The sequence below is a fragment of the Dickeya zeae NCPPB 2538 genome (genome assembly GCF_000406165.1).
Classification (GTDB): domain Bacteria; phylum Pseudomonadota; class Gammaproteobacteria; order Enterobacterales; family Enterobacteriaceae; genus Dickeya; species Dickeya zeae.
In genome coordinates, this window is sequence record NZ_CM001977.1 from 103,856 (window position 1) to 123,006 (window position 19,151).

General features: G+C 52.7%; 15 protein-coding genes. 13 read left to right on the plus strand and 2 right to left on the minus strand.

Annotated elements, in window-relative coordinates; genetic code table 11:
• Positions 1 to 255: 255 nt before the first annotated feature.
• Positions 256 to 1,605: an argininosuccinate synthase gene (argG, locus tag DZE2538_RS00485; RefSeq protein ID WP_016941565.1), complete on the plus strand. Its 1,350-nt coding sequence runs from the start codon at positions 256 to 258 to the stop codon at positions 1,603 to 1,605.
• Between the two features lie 124 nt (positions 1,606 to 1,729).
• Here argG and DZE2538_RS00490 read toward each other — a convergent pair whose 3' ends face one another.
• Entirely contained in the window at positions 1,730 to 2,230 is a 501-nt protein-coding gene (locus DZE2538_RS00490) for a MarR family winged helix-turn-helix transcriptional regulator (RefSeq protein ID WP_012882831.1), read from the minus strand.
• A gap of 359 nt (positions 2,231 to 2,589) precedes the next feature.
• Here DZE2538_RS00490 and DZE2538_RS00495 point away from each other — a divergent pair, with 359 nt between their 5' ends.
• From DZE2538_RS00495 to DZE2538_RS00535, 9 genes are all read left to right on the plus strand, one after another.
• A complete protein-coding gene (locus DZE2538_RS00495) occupies positions 2,590 to 3,483 on the plus strand; it encodes a carboxylate/amino acid/amine transporter (protein ID WP_019844166.1) in 894 nt (297 codons plus the stop codon).
• Between the two features lie 393 nt (positions 3,484 to 3,876).
• Complete coding sequence (locus DZE2538_RS00500) at positions 3,877 to 4,827, plus strand: pseudouridine-5'-phosphate glycosidase (protein ID WP_038915313.1); 951 nt, start codon at positions 3,877 to 3,879, stop codon at positions 4,825 to 4,827.
• A gap of 11 nt (positions 4,828 to 4,838) precedes the next feature.
• Entirely contained in the window at positions 4,839 to 5,531 is a 693-nt protein-coding gene (locus tag DZE2538_RS00505) for an HAD family hydrolase (RefSeq protein WP_019844164.1), read from the plus strand.
• A 147-nt stretch (positions 5,532 to 5,678) separates the two neighbouring features.
• Positions 5,679 to 10,145, plus strand: a complete 4,467-nt coding sequence (locus DZE2538_RS00510; RefSeq protein WP_038915314.1) for an amino acid adenylation domain-containing protein — start codon at positions 5,679 to 5,681, stop codon at positions 10,143 to 10,145.
• Positions 10,146 to 10,493: 348 nt separating this feature from the next.
• Entirely contained in the window at positions 10,494 to 11,426 is a 933-nt protein-coding gene (locus DZE2538_RS00515; RefSeq protein WP_038915315.1) for a 3-oxoacyl-[acyl-carrier-protein] synthase III C-terminal domain-containing protein, read from the plus strand.
• Positions 11,427 to 11,439: 13 nt separating this feature from the next.
• The gene (locus tag DZE2538_RS00520; protein ID WP_023638599.1) at positions 11,440 to 11,706 is read left to right on the plus strand and encodes an acyl carrier protein; all 267 of its coding nucleotides are present in this window, start codon (positions 11,440 to 11,442) and stop codon (positions 11,704 to 11,706) included.
• Entirely contained in the window at positions 11,696 to 12,307 is a 612-nt protein-coding gene (locus DZE2538_RS00525; protein WP_019844160.1) for a hypothetical protein, read from the plus strand. Before DZE2538_RS00520 ends, DZE2538_RS00525 begins: the two co-directional genes overlap by 11 nt.
• Before the next feature lie 22 nt (positions 12,308 to 12,329).
• Positions 12,330 to 13,685 carry an MATE family efflux transporter gene (locus DZE2538_RS00530; protein WP_038915316.1) on the plus strand — a complete coding sequence of 452 codons (1,356 nt, stop codon included), beginning with the start codon at positions 12,330 to 12,332 and terminating at the stop codon, positions 13,683 to 13,685.
• Entirely contained in the window at positions 13,672 to 14,703 is a 1,032-nt protein-coding gene (locus DZE2538_RS00535; protein ID WP_038915318.1) for an alpha/beta hydrolase, read from the plus strand. Before DZE2538_RS00530 ends, DZE2538_RS00535 begins: the two co-directional genes overlap by 14 nt.
• 109 nt (positions 14,704 to 14,812) lie before the next feature.
• On the opposite strand, the gene vfmE is transcribed toward DZE2538_RS00535, so the two are convergent.
• Complete coding sequence (vfmE, locus tag DZE2538_RS00540; protein ID WP_012882841.1) at positions 14,813 to 15,376, minus strand: AraC family transcriptional regulator VfmE; 564 nt, start codon at positions 15,374 to 15,376, stop codon at positions 14,813 to 14,815.
• A gap of 287 nt (positions 15,377 to 15,663) precedes the next feature.
• Here vfmE and DZE2538_RS21335 point away from each other — a divergent pair, with 287 nt between their 5' ends.
• The 3 genes from DZE2538_RS21335 to DZE2538_RS00550 all read left to right on the plus strand — a co-directional run bounded on the left by DZE2538_RS21335 (position 15,664) and on the right by DZE2538_RS00550 (position 19,096).
• Positions 15,664 to 15,795, plus strand: coding sequence for a hypothetical protein (locus DZE2538_RS21335; RefSeq protein ID WP_268906927.1), 132 nt, complete (start codon positions 15,664 to 15,666; stop codon positions 15,793 to 15,795).
• A gap of 147 nt (positions 15,796 to 15,942) precedes the next feature.
• On the plus strand, positions 15,943 to 16,650 hold the full coding sequence (locus DZE2538_RS00545; RefSeq protein WP_019844156.1) for an ABC transporter ATP-binding protein: 708 nt from the start codon (positions 15,943 to 15,945) through the stop codon (positions 16,648 to 16,650).
• Between the two features lie 4 nt (positions 16,651 to 16,654).
• Positions 16,655 to 19,096 carry an ADOP family duplicated permease gene (locus DZE2538_RS00550; protein ID WP_038915319.1) on the plus strand — a complete coding sequence of 814 codons (2,442 nt, stop codon included), beginning with the start codon at positions 16,655 to 16,657 and terminating at the stop codon, positions 19,094 to 19,096.
• Positions 19,097 to 19,151 lie beyond the last annotated feature (55 nt).

Consider the following 19,151-nt stretch of genomic DNA (forward strand, 5'->3'; position numbering starts at 1 on the left):
TGTCTTGAGTCCGGTGGTTGCCGAAGTGAATTTTTTTCCTGAAAACCCGCCTCTTCTCTTCCGGTCTGCCAGAAAAGATGTTTAAATTATCAATCATAAATTTTGCATAAATATGCATTGATGCGCGGTGATTTAGGGTCGTCGATTTTGATGGAGCCGTGTCGTGCGCGTCTCAATGCATAACCAGATATTGCGTAACCCGGCGGCAGGGCTGCTAAGCTTAACGCCATCGAAATCAAGCAGGGACTAATAGTTATGACGACGATTTTGAAACATCTTCCGGTGGGCCAGCGGATTGGGATTGCTTTCTCCGGTGGTCTGGATACCAGCGCCGCCTTATTGTGGATGCGTCAGAAAGGCGCGGTACCGTATGCCTATACCGCGAATCTGGGGCAGCCGGATGAAGACGACTACGACGCCATTCCGCGTCGCGCCAAAGAGTATGGTGCAGAAAATGCTCGTCTGATCGACTGCCGTAAGCAACTGGTGGCAGAAGGGATTGCCGCGATTCAGTGTGGTGCGTTCCACAACACCACCGGCGGTATGACCTATTTCAACACCACCCCGTTGGGGCGTGCGGTGACCGGTACGATGCTGGTTGCAGCAATGAAAGAAGATGGCGTGAATATCTGGGGCGATGGCAGTACGTACAAAGGTAACGACATCGAGCGTTTCTATCGCTACGGTCTGCTGACCAATGCCGAATTGAAAATCTACAAACCCTGGCTGGATACCGATTTTATCGACGAACTGGGCGGCCGTCAGGAGATGTCCGAGTTTATGACGAAGTCGGGCTTTGACTACAAAATGTCGGCGGAAAAAGCCTACTCTACCGACTCCAACATGCTGGGTGCCACGCATGAAGCGAAGGACCTGGAGTTCCTGAATTCCAGCGTGAAAATCGTCAATCCGATCATGGGTGTGAAGTTTTGGGACGAAAACGTCCGCATTCCGGCAGAAGAAGTGACTGTGCGCTTTGAGCGCGGCCACCCGGTAGCGTTAAATGGCCAGACATTCTCTGATGACGTGGAACTGATGCTGGAAGCCAACCGTATTGGCGGTCGTCACGGTCTGGGCATGAGCGACCAGATCGAAAACCGTATCATTGAAGCGAAAAGCCGCGGTATTTATGAAGCACCGGGGATGGCGCTGTTGCATATCGCCTACGAGCGTCTGGTCACCGGTATTCATAACGAAGACACCATCGAGCAGTACCATGCTCATGGTCGCCAACTGGGGCGTCTGTTGTATCAAGGCCGTTGGTTTGACCCGCAGGCACTGATGCTGCGTGATGCGTTGCAGCGTTGGGTTGCCAGCGAAATCACCGGTGAGGTAACGCTTGAGCTGCGTCGTGGCAACGATTACTCAATTCTGAATACCGTTTCGGACAACCTGACGTACAAACCGGAACGTTTGACGATGGAAAAAGGCGAATCTGTGTTCTCGCCGGATGATCGTATCGGCCAGTTGACGATGCGTAACCTGGATATCACCGATACCCGCGAGAAACTGTTCAACTACGTTGAAAGCGGCCTGATTTCTTCCGGCAATGCCGGGTTGCCGCAAGTCGCGCCTCAGTCATTGCCGGATAAGTCCGCGAAATAAGCGCATACGATCTCTACAACAGTCATCTCTACAACAACAAGGGCATCCAGTCGGATGCCCTTTTTTGTGTGTGTTATTTTTCGCTATTTGTTCGTGATTGCATGCTCGTGATTGCATCAGAGCATTAGCGGTTGTTCACTAAGTGTTTTTCAACGCGCCCGAGTAACGTACGCAGCTGATTTTTTTCTTCTTCACTGAATGGGGAGAGGATGTCGCGTTCGTTTTCCACGTGTTCTTCCACCACCCGATTGATGAGGGCGAGACCTTCGTCGGTCAGTTGGATGTTGACCGAACGGCGATCGCCTTCAATCGGCATCCGTCGCAACCAGCCCGCTTGTTCCAGCCTGTCCAGGCGGCTGGTCAGGGTGCTGTTGTTGATCATCAGCGCGCTGACAATTTGGGATGGGCTGATGGCATAAGGGGCACCGCGTCTACGCAGTGTCGCCAGAATGTCAAATTCGCGGGCGCTGAGTTTGTACTTACCAAAGACCTTATCCAACGCGCGGTCAATCAACAGGCTGGCACGAGAAAGGGTGCCAATAACCAACATCGGCTCAACGTCGAGGTCGGGGCGTTCGTTGCGCCATTGCTGAACAATATCTGAGACTTCCAGGTAGCGTGCCATAGAGTAAATATCCTTAATTAATATAAAACCTATTCCTTTATTGAAGCGTAGGCCAATACCGTTACGCGATCAACACTACTGTAATATTCCTTAAGGAAATGTTCAATCACATATGTTGTTGACACGTTATTTACGGTTATGTATATTACGAAATCGTAATATGTAGCTTTGCTTATAAATATCACAGGATGTGATATGTCAGGATACAGGAAGATCGCAAGTGCAAGTAAGTAAGTCAGGAGAATTGCACATGGATGTGCGCCTTCTGTACTGCCAGGGAGGCGGTACATGCCTCAGGCTGAGCCGGTTCAAACCGAATCGTGCTTTTTGACAGGAACAGTTTGAGGAAGGTTCATTCCGTGAAATTAAAAGACTTCGCCTTTTATGCTCCCTGTGTCTGGGGAACCACCTATTTTGTCACCACCCAGTTTCTTCCTGCCGACAAACCGTTGTTGGCTGCATTGATTCGTGCGCTACCTGCCGGTCTTATTCTTATTTTTGGTAAAAAACTGCCGCCAGTCAGTTGGTTATGGCGCTTGTTCGTGTTGGGTGCGCTCAATATCGGTGTGTTTTTTGTGATGTTGTTTTTCGCGGCCTATCGTCTGCCCGGCGGTGTTGTCGCTCTGGTGGGGTCGCTTCAGCCGCTGATCGTCATCCTACTGTCTTTCCTGCTACTGATGCAGCCGGTGCTGAAGAAACAAATGGTGGCCGCCATTATCGGCGGCATTGGCATTGTGTTGCTGATTTCCTTACCGCAAGATCCGTTGGATCCAGCCGGGTTGGTGGCATCGGTGGTGGCGACGATGAGTATGGCGTCTGGTCTGGTGCTGACCAAGAAATGGGGTCGCCCGGCAGGGATGACCATGCTGACGTTTACCGGCTGGCAGCTGTTTTGCGGCGGGTTAGTGATTCTGCCGGTACAGATGTTTCTGGAGCCGCTGCCGCATGCTTTCACCCTGACCAATCTCGCTGGCTATTTCTATCTGGCAATACCCGGTTCCCTGCTGGCCTATTTCATGTGGTTCTCTGGTCTTGAGGCCAATTCCCCGGTGATTATGTCCATGCTGGGCTTCCTCAGTCCGATGGTCGCGCTATTACTGGGCTTTTTATTCCTTCATCAGGGGCTGTCTAGCCCACAATTAATTGGCGTGTTATTAATTTTTTCGGCAATTATTATCGTGCAGGATATTTCGTTATTTGGAAAAAGAAAAAAATCGACACAATTAAAACAATCCAAATTGATTTCTAAATGACATAATGTCACCAGCAGGTAAAAAGTAACTTTGGTTCTGGACAATATGGCCGATGTGTTGAAAACGCAACACATCGGCCTTTTGTGGCGTCTGCGGCCTGCATAATGGAAAAATAGTGAGTTCATTCATTTGAGTAATTGGATTAATCGTTTATATCTAGCAGACAAGAAAACATTTTTTTAATTTAATAAATAGGTAATACGCCAATGGTTAAGTTTAACCACGGGTGATTAATATGAATCGATAGTAACTCAGGATGTATTATTATCGAAAATACCATGTAACTAATGATTGCTATGTCATTGATGCCAGACGTGAGTCATACCTGCGTCTGCGGGAAAGACATCGTCCGGATATAACCTGACATAATCACCCCCAGGATGAGAGAATATTATGTCTAAAACGGATTTTGAGCATGAATTGCTGCGGTTTAGCGACGAAGTAAAAGACGCGCTGCATACTGGTAAACCAGTCGTGGCGCTGGAGTCGACCGTGATTGCTCACGGTCTGCCTTACCCTGACAATGTGGCTACCGCCAGACATATTGAAGCGGCTGTTCGCGCTGAAGGGGCGATTCCTGCGACGATTGGCATCGAAAACGGTCGGTTTTTAATTGGCATGTCGGATGCCGACCTCGAGCGTTTTGGAGCGACGAAAGGCATTGTGAAAACCAGTAGCCGCGATATCCCGGTGATTCTGGCGCAAGGCGGCAAAGGCGCGACCACCGTGGCGTCATCGCTGCTGGCAGCGGACCTGGCGGGGATTCCTTTCTTTGCGTCGGCGGGGATTGGCGGCGTGCATCGTGGGGCAGAAAAGTCGATGGATGTCTCCGCTGACTTGATCCAGTTCACCCGCTCCCGGGTGGCGGTGGTCTGTGCCGGTGCCAAGAGTATTCTCGACCTGGGTCTGACGCTCGAATATCTGGAAACCCAGTGCGTACCTATCATTTCCTATCAATCTGACGATTTCCCTGCGTTTTACTGCCGCTCCAGCGGCTTCCCCAGCCCTCACCGACTGGACGATCCACACGTTGTTGCCCGCGCCATTGACATGCACTGGAAGCTGGGTAACCGCAGCTCGGTGTTGATTACCCACCCGATTCATGACAGCGATGCGATTGATAAGGACGAGGTCGAGTCGATTATCCGTGAAGCGGCGACTCAGGCGGAGCATGAAGGTATTCGTGGGCCAGGGGCCACGCCGTATCTGATGCGTGCCGTCGCCAAAGCGACGCAAGGACGAACAGTGAAAGCGAACATGTCGGTGTTGATCAGTACTGCGGCGCTGGCGGGCCGTCTGGCCTGCGCTCATACCGATTACCTGCGGCAGCAAAATCAGGCATAAGGATATGTCTCATGAAGCCTCTTATTATTTTTGATCTGGACGGTACGCTGGTTGATACACCGAGCGGCATTGTCAGTGCGTTTGTAACGGCATTACGTGACTTGGGTATGCCCGTTGAGGACCGCAGCGCCATTCGCGCCACTATTGGTTTGCCGCTGGAAAAGGCATTTAGCCAGCTCCTGTCGCTACCGATTGAGGATGAACGGATAGCGCAGGCCATCAGGCAATATCAGGCGGTTTTCCGTGAACAGGTGTTGCCGCAGGCACCGGGGCTGGTCTTTCCCGGCGTGGTGGATGGCCTGTCTTTGCTCAAGCGTCAGGGGTATATGCTGGCGGTCGCCACCAGCAAGGTGTTTGCTAGCGCCAGCGCGTTGCTGGATGCGGCGGGGCTGGCACCGTTCTTTGATCTGGTGCTGGGCGCTGACATGGTGACGCATCCCAAACCCCATCCTGAAATGGGGCTGCTGGCGATGTCGCGTCTGGGAGCTGAGGCTGCTACCACCGCGATGGTTGGGGATACCACCCATGATTTGTTAATGGCAAAACAGGCGGGCATTGCCGCCATCGCGGTCACCTGGGGGATCCACCATGCCGTTCAGCTTAAATCGGCGGAGCCACAGGTCATTGTCGATACATTTGGCGAGGTAGTCGGGGCTGCCCACGCGTTATTAAAGTCGTCTTCTTCCCCGGTGTCTTATTGTTGATATTGTCTGATTTTTTTAGTCGTTAATGTGTTCCGAACATGCACCTGGCCTGAGAACAGGAATCTGGGCCAGGTGCTTCGTACGGCGTCTCACCCCTGCAATAAAACCGCTCAATATATTTTTACTGATTCATAAATGAGGATTGTAATGGATAACATCTCGAATCATGCGCTCAATTATCCGGTGTTAGTATTAAATAAAGGATTATTACCGAATTATGACAATATTTCTTTGGCTCGTTACCTCTTTTCTGCCATGACGTTAGCAATATCACGTATTAGCAGAAATGAAGAAATGGTAGTGGGTTTTCATTTGCATCCACAAGAAATAGCGGCTTGGGAAAATGACCCGCGTATTTGTAAAAATATTATTGCATTAAATATTCAACTTAATAGTGCGACGCCGATTGCTGGTTTTATTCAGAATATGATGGAGTGGATAACGCCGGATGCGATTCAGCAGGAAAATAACCGTGGTGTCAGGGTGCTCACGCTGGGGGCACAACCAACACTCGATGATGTTTTTGACCTGGAATTAACGTGGCAGCCGCCAACGGATAATGAGCCGGTGCGGTCGCTGGTCTGCCATATCGACAGCCGGGAAGAGACGGTGATGTTGACGCTGCGATTTAACCCGGACCGTTTCAGTCCCGCTCTGATTCAGAAGTTGCCTGCGGTATGGCGTCAGATAACAGACTATGCCGGGAGTGATGGGACCGAGACGTTGCGGGATATCGGCCTGATTGATGAGGCCGAGAGCGAACACGTATTGCATGTTTTTAACCAGACCGAACATGTCTGGTCAGGAGAGAAAAACGTCGTTGAGCGGCTGAAAAGCCAGGTGCTGAATCAGCCGGAGCAGACTGCGGTGGCGTTTCGCGATCAGCGCCTGAGCTACCGCCAGCTCTACCATCAGGCAAGTACACTGGCACATTACCTGAATGCGCAGAGTACGGAGCATGAGCGTTGTGTGGGGGTGTTTGTCGAGCCATCGTTGACGCTGATGGTAGGGGTATGGGGGATTTTGCTGTCCGGCAATGCCTACCTGCCGTTATCGCCGGAGTACCCGGAAGACCGGCTGGCTTATATGCTGGAAAATAGCCAGACACGTATCGTGGTTACCCAACCTCATTTGCGCGAGCGGCTGTTGGCGCTGGCACCACCGGGCATACACGTGGTCACGCCGGATGACGTCGAGGCGTTTGTGCGTCAGCACCCCTCGGTGTTGTCTGACGCGCCCGCCATCGATATCGCGCCGCATCACCTGGCTTATGTCATTTATACCTCCGGCAGCACCGGCAAGCCGAAAGGCGTGATGATAGAGCATCACAGCGTGCTAAATCAGATGAACTGGCTGGCGCACACGTTCGCATTAAATAACGAAACGGTGATTTTGCAGAAAACGCCGATGAGCTTTGATGCGGCGCAGTGGGAGATTCTATCACCCGCCTGCGGTTGCCAGGTGGTGATGGGGGAGCCGGGGGTGTATCGCAATCCGGAACAACTGGTGGACATGCTGGCGGAATACCAGGTGACCACGTTGCAGTGCGTACCGACATTATTGCAGGCGTTGCTGGATACCGAGCGCCTGAGCGAGTGTCCTTCGCTGCGGCATGTGTTCAGCGGCGGCGAGGCGTTGCAAAAGCATCTGGCGCTGGAATGTCTGGAGACACTGCCTGATTGTGAGCTCGTCAATTTGTATGGCCCGACCGAGTGCACGATCAACAGCTCCGCGTTTCGTGTCGACTCAGCGGAGACCCGGCAAGGTCCGGATACGCTGTCCATCGGCACCCCTGTGGCGAATACCCGCTATTACATTCTGGATAACTGCCTGACGCCGGTGGCGGTGGGTGAAATAGGGGAGCTGTACATTGGTGGTGATGGAGTGGCGCGAGGCTACCTGAACCGTGATGACCTGACCGCTGAGCGTTTTATTGCTGATCCGTTCGCGCCGACCGACGCGGGCCGACGTTTGTATAAAACCGGCGATATCGCCAGTTGGAACCCCGATGGTACGGTCCAGTATGTCGGCCGTGCTGACAATCAGGTGAAATTACGGGGGTACCGTGTTGAGCTGGATGAGATTCGTTCGGCTATCGAAACCCATGAATGGGTGAAAGCCGCGGCGGTGATCGTCAAGCATGATCCCTTCACCGGTTATCAGAACCTGATTTCGTTTATCGAACTGAATGCCCGCGAAGCAGCGCTGATGGATCAGGGTAACCACGGTTCGCATCATCAGTCCAAAGCCAATAAAGCGCAGGTGATGTTGCAACTGGCCAACAAAGGGTGCCGGGAATTTCCGGAAGATAGCCACCCCTATACCCTTGACCTGCCGGGCAAAGACGCCGATGAGAAACAGCGGCGTACGGCGTTTTCCCGCAAAACCTACCGGTTTTACGACGGGGGGGTTGTCGGACGTGACGATGTGTTGTCGCTGTTGCGCGAGCCGTTACTGACGGCGGCTTCCCGGCAGCCAGGCGACCTGACGCTGGACGAATTGGGGCACGGATTGCGTTATCTCGGCCAGTTCACCAGTGAAGAGCGGCTGTTGCCCAAATACACCTATGCTTCACCGGGGGCGTTGTACGCGACCCAGGTTTTTCTGGAACTGAACGGCATAGCCGGATTAGCCGCGGGGTACTACTACTATCAGCCGGTTCACCACCAGTTGATCCGGGTCAGTGAGCTGACGTCGCTGCCGTCGGGTGGTTTGCGACTGCACTTTGTCGGCAAGCAAAGCGCGATCGAGCCGATTTACAAGAACAATATCCGGGAAGTGCTGCAAATCGAAATGGGGCACATCATCGGTATGCTGGATAACGTCTTGCCGGATTATGGTTTGGGCGTGGCGTTGTGCGACGCCACTGTGCCAGACCCGACGCCGTTGGCGGTTGACCCGGATGATGATTATCTGGGGGCGTGCGATGTGCTGTGCGGACCGCGTTTGCCTGCGGACGATGCTTTGGAGATTTACGTGCAGACTGCGGGGACGCGTATCGCCGATCTGCCCGTCGGAACCTACCGCTACATCCGCGGCGACCTGGAGCACATTGCCGATGAGGTGATCGATAAGAAACAGGTTATCGCCATCAATCAGGCGGTTTATGAGCGCTCATCGTTTGGCATCAGTATCGCCAGCCTGACTGAAGGTTGGGAAGGGTATGTGCATGTGGGGCGTAAACTGCAGCATTTGCAGATGAACGACATGAACATCGGGCTGATGTCTTCCGGCTATAGCTCGGAAACCGGCCATGATCTGCCTGCCGCTCGTCGTTTCTGGCAGATACTCGGTCGCCGGACTGGGCCGTACTATTTCTTCATCGGTGGACGCATCAGCGATGAGCAGAAATACAGCGAAGGCATGAAAGAAGACGCGGTACACATGAAAGGGCCAGCGGAGATGATTCGTGATGATCTGGCGGCGTTCATGCCGGACTACATGATGCCGAACAAGGTACTGATTCTGGATGCGTTACCGTTGACGGTAAACGGCAAAATCGACATGAAAGCGTTGGCGAACGTCGATGTTGAATTGAAGCATAAGACGATTGTGGCCCCCCGTACTCCGCTGGAGCAGCAAATTCTGGCTATCTGGCAGGCGAAGCTCAAGCGTGAGGAGATGTCGGTCGATGACAATTTCTTCGAATCAGGCGGCAATTCGCTGATCGCCGTCAGCCTGATTAATGAGTTGAACACCTCGCTGAATGCTAGCCTGCCGCTTCAGGTGCTGTTTCAGGCACCCACCGTTGAAAAGCTGGCAGCGTGGCTGAGCCGTGCGCGTCAGGAGCCGGTGTCCCGCCTTGTGCCGTTGCAACCCAAAGGGCGTCAGGCCCCCATCTACTGCTGGCCTGGACTGGGTGGCTACTGTATGAACCTGCGCTTACTGGCGCGCCAAATGGGGACGGCGCGACCGTTCTTTGGCATTCAGGCGCACGGCATCAATCCAGGTGAGGAGCCTTATGCCACCATCAGCGAGATGGCCGCTAAAGATATTGAACTGATTCGTCAGCATCAGCCGCACGGCCCTTACACGCTGTGGGGGTATTCTTTCGGGGCGCGCGTCGCGTTCGAAACCGCCTGGCAACTGGAGCAGGCGGGCGAAGTAGTGGAAAGTCTGTACTTGCTGGCGCCGGGGTCGCCGAAATTACGCGATGAACGGGTGGTTGCCATGCACCGGACAGCGGATTTTGATAACCCCGGTTACCTGACCATTCTGTTTTCGGTATTTATCGGCAGTATTACCGACCCGGCGCTGGCGCGTTGTCTGGAAACGGTACGCGATGAAGAGGGGTTTGTGGCGTTTATTACTGCACTTAATCCGGCATTGGATGACGGCCTGGTCAGGCGGATTACCCGCATTGTGTCGCAGACCTTCGAGTTCAGCTACACCTTTAGTGAGCTACAGCAGCGGCAACTGAAAGCGCCTGTCACCATCATCAAGGCTCAGGGGGATGATTATTCATTCATTGAGGACCACGGTGGGTTCTCTGCCCTACCACCTACGGTCATGGATCTGACGGCAGATCACTACAGCATGCTGAAGGCGGCGGGCATAGCCGAGCTGGCAAGCGTTATCCAGTATCAGCAATTACCTCCCGGTCAGGTAGGGTGAAGCGACGGCAGGCATAGCACGCGCGGGGTGATCCCGCGCGTGTGTTTTCCGCCTTGTCCCGCTATTGAGCCGACTTTTTCGCTATTTCGCGATGAAAATCCCATATTTTGGCGTGTAAATCCCATTATTGAGACGAAAAGCGTGCTGAAAAGCGAGGGGTGGCAACTGCGGACAAAAACAAAATTTGTTTGTTGGCAAAGTGTTGCATGCTGACTGCGATTGCAAGCAAGTCATGAGCGGTGCTGCTGGGACACAGCTTCACTCTGTGCATCTGTCTATGACGGGTCTGTACTTGAGCCTCGGTACGATAAGGGGACGATAGCCGTGCGAATTTCATCAGAAACCGACATGTTTTGCCTTAATGCCATTCATCATGAAGCGCCAGAGCGCATTCGACGTTTTTCTCTGGCGGAGCTGGGAGACTCACACCAGCTGCGGGAAGGACAGCGCCGCATGATGGAAAAACTATACCAGTTAAGGTCGGTACCGATGCGCCCGGACAGTCATCAGGTGATGCTGGAATCTGTGGTGGCTGGCGTGGTTGATGCGTGGCCGACCTTGCCCTCGCGCGAGGGGTTGCTTATTTATGCCAAGACGCAGACGCATAACACCTTCTTTGATAGCCACTGGCTGGATGACATTCTGCTGAGCCAGCGACTGGAGCACTGGGATGTCGCGACGCTGAGTCTGAATCACTGCGCCAGCGCGTTATCGGCTTTACACCTGGTGCGCCGTAGCGCAGTCCGCGACAACCGACCGGTGTTGTTGTTGACGGGAGAAAAAGCGTTTCACCCCGAAATAAACCGTTTTACGGTCGGTGTTCAAGGGGAATTACCGGTAGCGGCGCTCTTTAATGCCGCGAGCAGCCCATGGCAAGTGACGTTTACGGCCGTCAGGCACCTGAGCCGTTTTTATAACAACCCAGATAATATGACCCGGCAGGAAAAAGCGGCGCTTAATGGCTGTCTGCTGGACGAGTTATGCCGTTTCATTGTTGATGCCGTGAGGGATAGCGGTCTCGACATGGATGATATGGACTATTTTGTTCCCTGCAACCTGAATGTTCCGTTATTACGTCAGATGGCGCAGCGCCTGAATATGGGCGATCGCTTATTCAGCCAACAGGTTTCTGATTATGGGCATTTGTATTGTTCGGATGTGTTATTTAATTTTTCTTCACTCATGAAAACTACAACCGGCCGCGCGAAAAATTATTTTTGTTTTTCAATGGGAATGGGCGTCACCCTTTCCTGCGCGCTGATACAGCAAATTGATATGTAAACAGGAGACAGGCATGTCTGCGTTATTAATCACTATTCAACAGGCATTACGTGAAGTCATGGAGAATGACGACATCGAGATTAATGAAAAAACGGACTTTGATAACGATCTCGATCTGGACTCAGTGATGTTTGTGCAATTTTTGCTGACGCTTGAAGATAGTATCGATGGACTGTTATTCGATCCTGACCAAATCAATATGGATGCCTTCACCACGGTAGGAAGCCTGATAGGCTGGCTGAATGCCAATGTGTTGTCGGAGGTGCGGCATGTCAGCTGAACGCATAAAACAGGTCTGGGAGGCTTTTCGCGAGCAACCGTTATCCGATGCGCTGACGGTGTTGTTGCAGCCACCGTCAGAAGGGGCGCAATACGTCCATCCGATCCGATATCAGATTCAGGACATCAGCAGCCTGCCTGACGAGAGCCAGTCTCAGCGCCTGTTTGATCGGGTGCTGACTCACCTTGGTCTGGATGCGGTACGTGGCACAGAGACCATCGTGCTGCCAGTCAGTTTCCCGATACTGGTCTGCGTCGCCCGCCTGGGCGTGCTGGCTCGCATACAAACCATGAGTTGGCAGCATTTATCCGGCCGTTACAGCTTCGGTGCCAAAACGACCCGCCATCAATTGATTAAAGCCAGTTTCGCCGATGTGGCGGGAAAGGCATCACTATTGCTGGAACAACAGTATCAACGCTTGCGGGAAGGCGACGTCGTTGGGCTGGAGGATGACCACTACCAGATTACCCAACTTAATAATGAAGCGGAAAAGATGATGGGCGGACACGGTTTCCTGTTGGGCAATACCCATAGTCTGTCCTATTTCTCCATGATGCTTTACAGCATTTATGGCAAGGCGAGTAGCCTGGCGGCGGCCTGATACGAAACGAGGGTGGGGAACCATGAGCCTGATCTCGCGTGTGATGTCCAGAGCTGCCCCGGCTGCGAGCGGGGATATTCGGCAGATAGTGGCGTTGGCATGGCCGATGATGGTGACCGCAGTAGTGGTGTCGTTATCTCAGAATATGCAGATTGCGATTTTGGGCAATGGCGCGGAAAGCCAAACGTTGTTGACGCTCTCTTTTTTACAGCCGTTCAACTTTCTGTTTATCGCTATTCTGGAATGTCTGGCGATCACTAATCAGGTGTTCAGTGCCCGCTCACGCCATGACTGGCCGCGACAGCGCATCTGGCATAGTACGTTGTTGTTAGGGGCGCTTGGCGTAGTGGTGACGGCACTGGCGGCACTGGTATGCCGCGTGTTGGCATTGCCCTTGTCTGACTGGATGAACAGCCCGGATCTGGCGTTGATGCGAACCGCCGCACCGGCGTATCTGCTATCCATGACGCCATTTCTGGCACTGGAGATGTGTAACGCCGCGTTGCGTGGTCAGGGGCGCACCGTGTCGGCCATGGCGCTGATGTGCAGCTATGTGCTGCTGAGCGCGGCGGGGTGCTACCTGGGATTCCATGTCTACCAGCTTGGCTTTGAGGCGGTATTACTGGCCAATAGCCTTCCGGCACTGGTGCTGCTGCCCGCTGCGTTGTGGTCGTTGCGTCAGGCGGCTACACCGGTACTGGATGAGCGGCCACGGGCGTTTGTACCCCGTTTGCTGGCGTTGCTGGCTAACGCCGGGCTGCCGGTCGGTTTTTCCATGCTGGTGGTGTTTTTTAGTTCAATGGTGATTTTTCCGCTGGTGGCGGCACTGGGGGCGGGTTTCCTACCTGCCTTCCTGATTGTGATAAAGCTGCGGGCTTTTTTCATCATTCCTGCGGTGGCGACCGGATCCGCGATTGCGATTTTGCTCAATCAACGCCGCCGCACCCACCCGGCATCACGGCTGGTGGCGTTGCTGAATAATGGTGTCTGGCTGATTGTGTTGGCCTATCTGGCGCTGACCCTCGGCGTATGCTGGGCGCGCAACGGCATTCTGGCCGGTTTTTCCAACGACGAGGTCATTCGGCAATCCAGCCAGATACTGTTGTGGTTGCTCTTGCCGACATTTTTCCTCACCTCGCTGGTGGCAGCGTTACAGACATTGCTGGAACAGGTGGATCGGGGAAGACGGGTGCTGCTGTTCACGCTGGTGCTGGAACTGCTGATGGTGGCGGTGGCGTTGGGTGCTCACCGTTACTTTAGCGATATACAGGCGATTGCCAGTTTGATCGTCGCGTTTAGCCTGGTATATGCGGTGGTGTTCCTGCGTGAGTATCGGTTGCTGGCTTGCGCGCTGGGAGAACAGGATGCTGCTGTATAACCTGTGCTACCCGCTGATGTGGCTGGCGACGTTGGTGCAATACAATTATTACCGCGTGCTGGTGAAGCTCAAGCGTCGACCGTCTCTGCTACTTAAAGTGCACATCAAGCCGGAAACTCATTATGTTCGCCTGTGTCGTGCATTGCGTCTGGCTGATTTGTGGCTGCTGGAGCGCTGTTCTCTGCACCTGGCGGCGCGCTATCTGTTGTGTTTATTTGAGACCACACGTTATATCGCCTACAAGCAGGTCGATCATGAGTATCTGGCCAGTTTTCGGCAGGAAAAAATCTGCTTTCGGCATCAGACGGTGTATGTGTTTCGCTGGGTGCCACCGCCTGCGGATACGCCGACAAAAACCGTGTTGCTGGTGCACGGCTGGGAAGGGCGCGGCATCATGTTCCGACCATTGTGCGAGGCGCTAAAAGCGCAGGGATACGCGGTGGTCATGCCGGACCTGCTGGCGCATGGGTTATCTGAAGGAAAGCGGGTATCCAATTATGAGCTGGCCAGTCTGCTTATCCAGATGGAGCGGCGTTATGGGCCGTTTTACGCGGTGGTTGGGCATTCCAGCGGTGGTCTGGTGTGTAGTCTGGCGCTGGCTCAGGGGTTGGCGGCACAGCGGTTGGTGCTGCTGGCCAGCCCGGACAATTTTGGCGGCATGATCGACAGGTTTCTGGCGGGGGCGTCGGTATCGGCATCGCTGGCCGCCCCCATGAAAGCCATTTATGCGCAGCGTTTTGGCTTTCATCCCGACTGGGTGGGTGAAGCGTTGTACCGCACGCTGGATTGCCCGACGTTGATTTGTCATGACTGGCAGGATGCCCGGGTTTGCCCTGATGTGGCTGATGCTATCCATCAGGCGCTTGCCCACAGCGAGCTCTTCTATACCCGTGGGCTGGGGCATTTGGGGATTTTACGCAGCCCACTGGTACACCGGCGTATTCTGGCGTTTTTAGCGGAGGCGAATGCCGGAACCGACGTGCAGGTAAAGCCACTTATTGATCGTGTCGCGTCATAATGCGGTAACGCGCGGCATTGATGGTATCGAAGCCAGGGCAACAGTGTTTTGCTGGTGCGCAAACGCAGGCCCGCCATGCGTCATATCATGGCGGGCGTAAGGTAGGGCGTTAATTACAGAGATTATGAATGTTGTCCAGCAGCACATGGCGAGAAAACAGATGACGCTGTTTGCCGAAAATGATGTCGAAGCTCATGTTTTGCAGGGTGCGCGGTGAATCGTTTTCCCGCTCCAGTGACACGGTTTTACGGTACTTCAGCGGCGCTATATTGTACGTCTTGGTAAAGCAACGCGAGAAGTGTGGCAGCGAGGAAAATCCGCACGCGTAACAAATATCGGTGAGCGACCAATTGGGCGAAATATGAATAATCTCTTTGGCCAATGTCAGCCTGACACGCCAAATCCAGCGCATCGGCGTAATGTTATACACCTGGTTGAAGAGACGACAGATATCGAATTTTGATTTACCGCTGACCGCTTCAAGATCTTCCAGCGTAATATTGTTGCCGATATTGTCGATGATATAGTCAATAATTCCCGCCAGGCTGGTCGCTTTATTGTTCGCCGCGAGTGTTTTGCGCAGGTTAGGGTGACGACGATACATGTCCTGAATCAGGTTATTGTTAAAAATATCGTTATCTACGGTATGGGCAAAGGTGTTCTGTAAGCTCATGGTGTCATCCCAAAAAAATAGATTCCCCGTGTCTGGTCCAGCTAAATCCAAAAATCCTTACAGCGGCGAATTCAGTGGTTGATTATTGTCCCTTGGTCAGACGTACGATCTGTCTAACGCAATTTGTGTGCCATGTTGTTATTGCTTGTTTTTAAAGGGAAATGCTTACGCCTACCTATAAGTGATCCCATTAATGGGACGAGAGCGTGCCGAACATGGGATTTTTCGTCTCGTAATTGGTCTGTGGATGCGGCTTACCTGCGGCGTGAACAGGGTAGGGGCGTGGTATGGGCGAGAGCTCGGTTCCGGTAGCGGTGGACAGCTATCCGTTGATTCGCCTGCCCGCCGGGATAAAGCAGGATAGAAATGGTGTTTGGGAAGGGTGTCAGGGGAATAGTTGGTATGATTTGTGCTGCTAAATTAAGAAAAAGCGGAGCCCGTTTTGCGGATAACCTGTGTATTTTGGACGCATTTTTAAAACCAGAGATAAAAGTGAGTGGTCTACAGCCTGTAAGATACCCTCGGTCTCAGGAAGGCTGACTCTATTTATACACTGAGGATTTCCCATGACGGTGCTGGTTCAACTTGATAATGTGCATAAAATTTTTCTTACCGATGAAATTGAAACGCATGCCCTTAGCAAGATAAACCTTTCTATTCACTCGGGAGAGTACGTCTCCATAGCGGGGCCGTCCGGCTGCGGGAAATCGACACTGCTGTCCATCATGGGGCTGTTGGATACGCCCACAGAGGGGCAATACCGGTTGAATGGGACTGATGTTGAACGCATCAGCCGCCGGGAAATGGCCCGGCTGCGTAATCGGGAAATCGGCTTTATTTTTCAGTCGTTTAATCTGATCAGTGATTTGACCATCGCGGAAAACGTCGCGTTGCCGCTCACTTACCGTAATGACCTGTCGCGTGCGGAACAGAAAGCGCGGGTGATTCAGGCGCTGGAGAAAGTCAACATGTCGCATCGGGTGCGGCATTATCCCTCGCAACTCTCCGGTGGTCAGCAACAGCGGGTTGCCGTAGCGCGGGCGATTGTTGGCAAACCATCACTGCTGCTGGCGGATGAGCCGACCGGCAACCTGGATTCCGCCAACGCCGAGGCGGTGATGAATATTCTGGATGAATTGCATCGGGATGGCGCGACCATCTGCATTGTCACCCATGATCCCCGTTCCGCCATGCGCGCTCAGCGTACCATTGTCCTGTCTGACGGCCAGGTCGTGGCAGATGGTGAGAATGGACAATTGCGTCAGGCGGTATAGTACGATGAATTTCTGGTTCGATATCCGTTACGCCCTGCGCCTGCTGCTTAAAAGCCCGGGATTTAGCGTGCTGACCATTACCGTGATGGCTTGCGGGTTGGGGCTGGCGCTCTATATGTATTCCGTCATCAACACCATCATGTACAAGACGCTGCCGTACCCTAGAGGGGAAGGTATGGTGATGGTGACGCCGACAATGGACGGTGAAAGCCTGAATGATTCGGGACTAAATTTTCTGGATTATGAACTTATTCGGCAAAAAGCGACGAAACTGACAGATATAAGCTACTTCTATGCGGATTATGTTGATCTCAAAGATGAGGAAAAGGCAGTTCGATATATTGCGGTGTATAACACACCGGATATGTTTAGTTATACCGGTGTCACCCCTTTTATTGGGCGAGCTTTCACCCAGGATGACATGCAATCTGGCGCCGAGCCGGTGGCGGTGATCAGCTACCAACTGTGGCAAAGTTACTTTAATAGCCTTAGCGATATTCTTAATCAGACCGTCAAAGTAAACGGTATCAATACCCGTGTAGTCGGTGTGATGCCCAAGGGATTTGCTTTTCCTTTCTATCATGATCTGTGGCTTCCTTCGCGCCTTGAGCCCAAGCTTTTTCCTGACCGGGAACAGGCACCGGAGGTATTTGTCTATGGACGACTACCAACAGGTGTCAAGACGGCGGTTGCCCGCCACGAACTGCAGGGACTAATGCAGCAGGTTGCTCACCAGTACCCTAAAGCTGGAAAGAGTATTTCCGCTAATGTGTTGTCTTTTCAGGAGAGTTTTACCGGGGAAGAGACCGCTCAAACTTTCTTTGTTATGTTGTCGGCTGTAGGTTTTATCTTGTTGCTCGCCTGTTTCAACGTTGGCAACCTGTTACTGGCGCGCTCAAACCAACGTACCCGAGAAATCGCTATTCGGATGGCGTTAGGTTCGCCAACGTCCCGGCTGGTGATGCAGATGCTGTGGGAGAGCTTGATTATCAGTTCCATCGCGGGCGTCATTGGTGTGCTGTTGGCTTCGTGGGGCCTGGATATTACCAATTATATTTTCCCTAAATTCGTACCGAATAAGGTGCCAGTGTGGTGGCATTTGTCACTGGATGGTGATGTCATTCTGGATGCTGTTGTTCTGATCTTGGCGACGGCGTTGATTACCAGCGCGTTACCCGCATGGAAAATTGCCAATGGTAAATTTGCCTATGCGTTGCGTGATGGTGCTAACAGTGATCAAGGACGGAAGATCGGGCGTTTTAGTCGGTCGTTGGTGGTCATTGAGGTAGCCCTGTCCTGTTCGATACTCTGTATCAGCGTATTACTGTTATTTCTGGTGATGCGTGCGACTAAAGCTGATTATGGTGTGCCGCTCGATCATTTTTTGGTCTCTAAAATCGATGTCGATCAGGAAAGTTATCCAGATGATGATAGCCGTCGGAAACTGTATTCCAGTTTGATCGAGCAGATTAATGCTATCCCGGGTGTACAAGCCACCGCTATTACATCCAGCACGCCAGGCCAATTCACTTTCCCTCATCAGGTAGTCACAGAAAGTATGGAACAAGAGGGGCAGGAAACCTTGTCCTATTCACTGGTGAATGATGTGCGCGTCATGCCCGGTAGCCTTGCCACCATGGGTGTAACATTGCTTAGTGGGCGTGAGTTTACTCGTCGTGATACTGATATTTCCCCTCCGGTTGCTGTTGTCAGTGATTCGTTTATCCAGAAATATTGGCCGCATGAAAAAACAGTGGTTGGGAAGCGGCTACGTTTTCGGGATGGTAATGATTACCGCTGGTTTACCGTCGTGGGGGTGGTTTCACATATTATTCATGGGCGACCGTTTAGCGAATTCAAAACGCGTCCGACGGTTTATCGTTCCCTGATGCAGATTCAGCAGGTCAATCCGTCGCTGACCATCATGCTTAAAGCTCCGCAACCTCAACGGTTTTCAAAGCCGTTAATGACGGTACTTAATTCTTTAGGCCCGGTAATAGACAGTGCCCCGCCGCAGACGCTGAGTGAACAACTAACACGTAATACGATAGGTGTGCAGTTTGTCACCAATTTGTTCCTGTTGTTTGGTGCCGCGGCTATGGTGCTTGCAGCCAGTGGTATTTATGGTGTGACGCAGCATGCTATAAACCAGCGTACCCAAGAAATCGGTATCCGCCAGGCGTTAGGGGCGACCCCAACTCGATTACTTCGCATGCTTATGTTTTCCGGACTTCGGCAGTTATTTGCCGGTCTTGCCCTTGGACTACCATTGGCGATATTTGCCGCGCCTAAAATTAACCGAGTGTATGGCGATGGTGGCGGTAACTTCATGCTGCTGTTTGGCGGTGTGGCCTTGTTTATCGTAATTATCGTCGCACTGGCCACCTGGATCCCATCCCGACGTGTCATCATGATGAAACCGGGTGATGCGATACGCTATGAATAAACGGAGCAGGCGGTATGCTGCCTGTAGCACCGACATGTGCGCTCATGGCAGGATA

Excerpts from the sequence above, each read along its gene's own strand:
- DZE2538_RS00535 (WP_038915318.1), top strand. The coding sequence starts at position 13,672 with ATGCTGCTGTATAACCTGTGCTACCCGCTGATGTGGCTGGCGACGTTG.
- DZE2538_RS00510 (WP_038915314.1), top strand. The coding sequence starts at position 5,679 with ATGGATAACATCTCGAATCATGCGCTCAATTATCCGGTGTTAGTATTA.
- DZE2538_RS00530 (WP_038915316.1), top strand. The coding sequence starts at position 12,330 with ATGAGCCTGATCTCGCGTGTGATGTCCAGAGCTGCCCCGGCTGCGAGC.
- DZE2538_RS00515 (WP_038915315.1), top strand. The coding sequence starts at position 10,494 with ATGTTTTGCCTTAATGCCATTCATCATGAAGCGCCAGAGCGCATTCGA.
- DZE2538_RS00505 (WP_019844164.1), top strand. The coding sequence starts at position 4,839 with ATGAAGCCTCTTATTATTTTTGATCTGGACGGTACGCTGGTTGATACA.
- vfmE (WP_012882841.1), bottom strand. The coding sequence starts at position 15,376 with ATGAGCTTACAGAACACCTTTGCCCATACCGTAGATAACGATATTTTT.
- DZE2538_RS21335 (WP_268906927.1), top strand. The coding sequence starts at position 15,664 with ATGGGCGAGAGCTCGGTTCCGGTAGCGGTGGACAGCTATCCGTTGATT.
- DZE2538_RS00525 (WP_019844160.1), top strand. The coding sequence starts at position 11,696 with ATGTCAGCTGAACGCATAAAACAGGTCTGGGAGGCTTTTCGCGAGCAA.
- DZE2538_RS00490 (WP_012882831.1), bottom strand. The coding sequence starts at position 2,230 with ATGGCACGCTACCTGGAAGTCTCAGATATTGTTCAGCAATGGCGCAAC.
- DZE2538_RS00550 (WP_038915319.1), top strand. The coding sequence starts at position 16,655 with ATGAATTTCTGGTTCGATATCCGTTACGCCCTGCGCCTGCTGCTTAAA.
- DZE2538_RS00520 (WP_023638599.1), top strand. The coding sequence starts at position 11,440 with ATGTCTGCGTTATTAATCACTATTCAACAGGCATTACGTGAAGTCATG.
- DZE2538_RS00500 (WP_038915313.1), top strand. The coding sequence starts at position 3,877 with ATGTCTAAAACGGATTTTGAGCATGAATTGCTGCGGTTTAGCGACGAA.
- DZE2538_RS00545 (WP_019844156.1), top strand. The coding sequence starts at position 15,943 with ATGACGGTGCTGGTTCAACTTGATAATGTGCATAAAATTTTTCTTACC.
- argG (WP_016941565.1), top strand. The coding sequence starts at position 256 with ATGACGACGATTTTGAAACATCTTCCGGTGGGCCAGCGGATTGGGATT.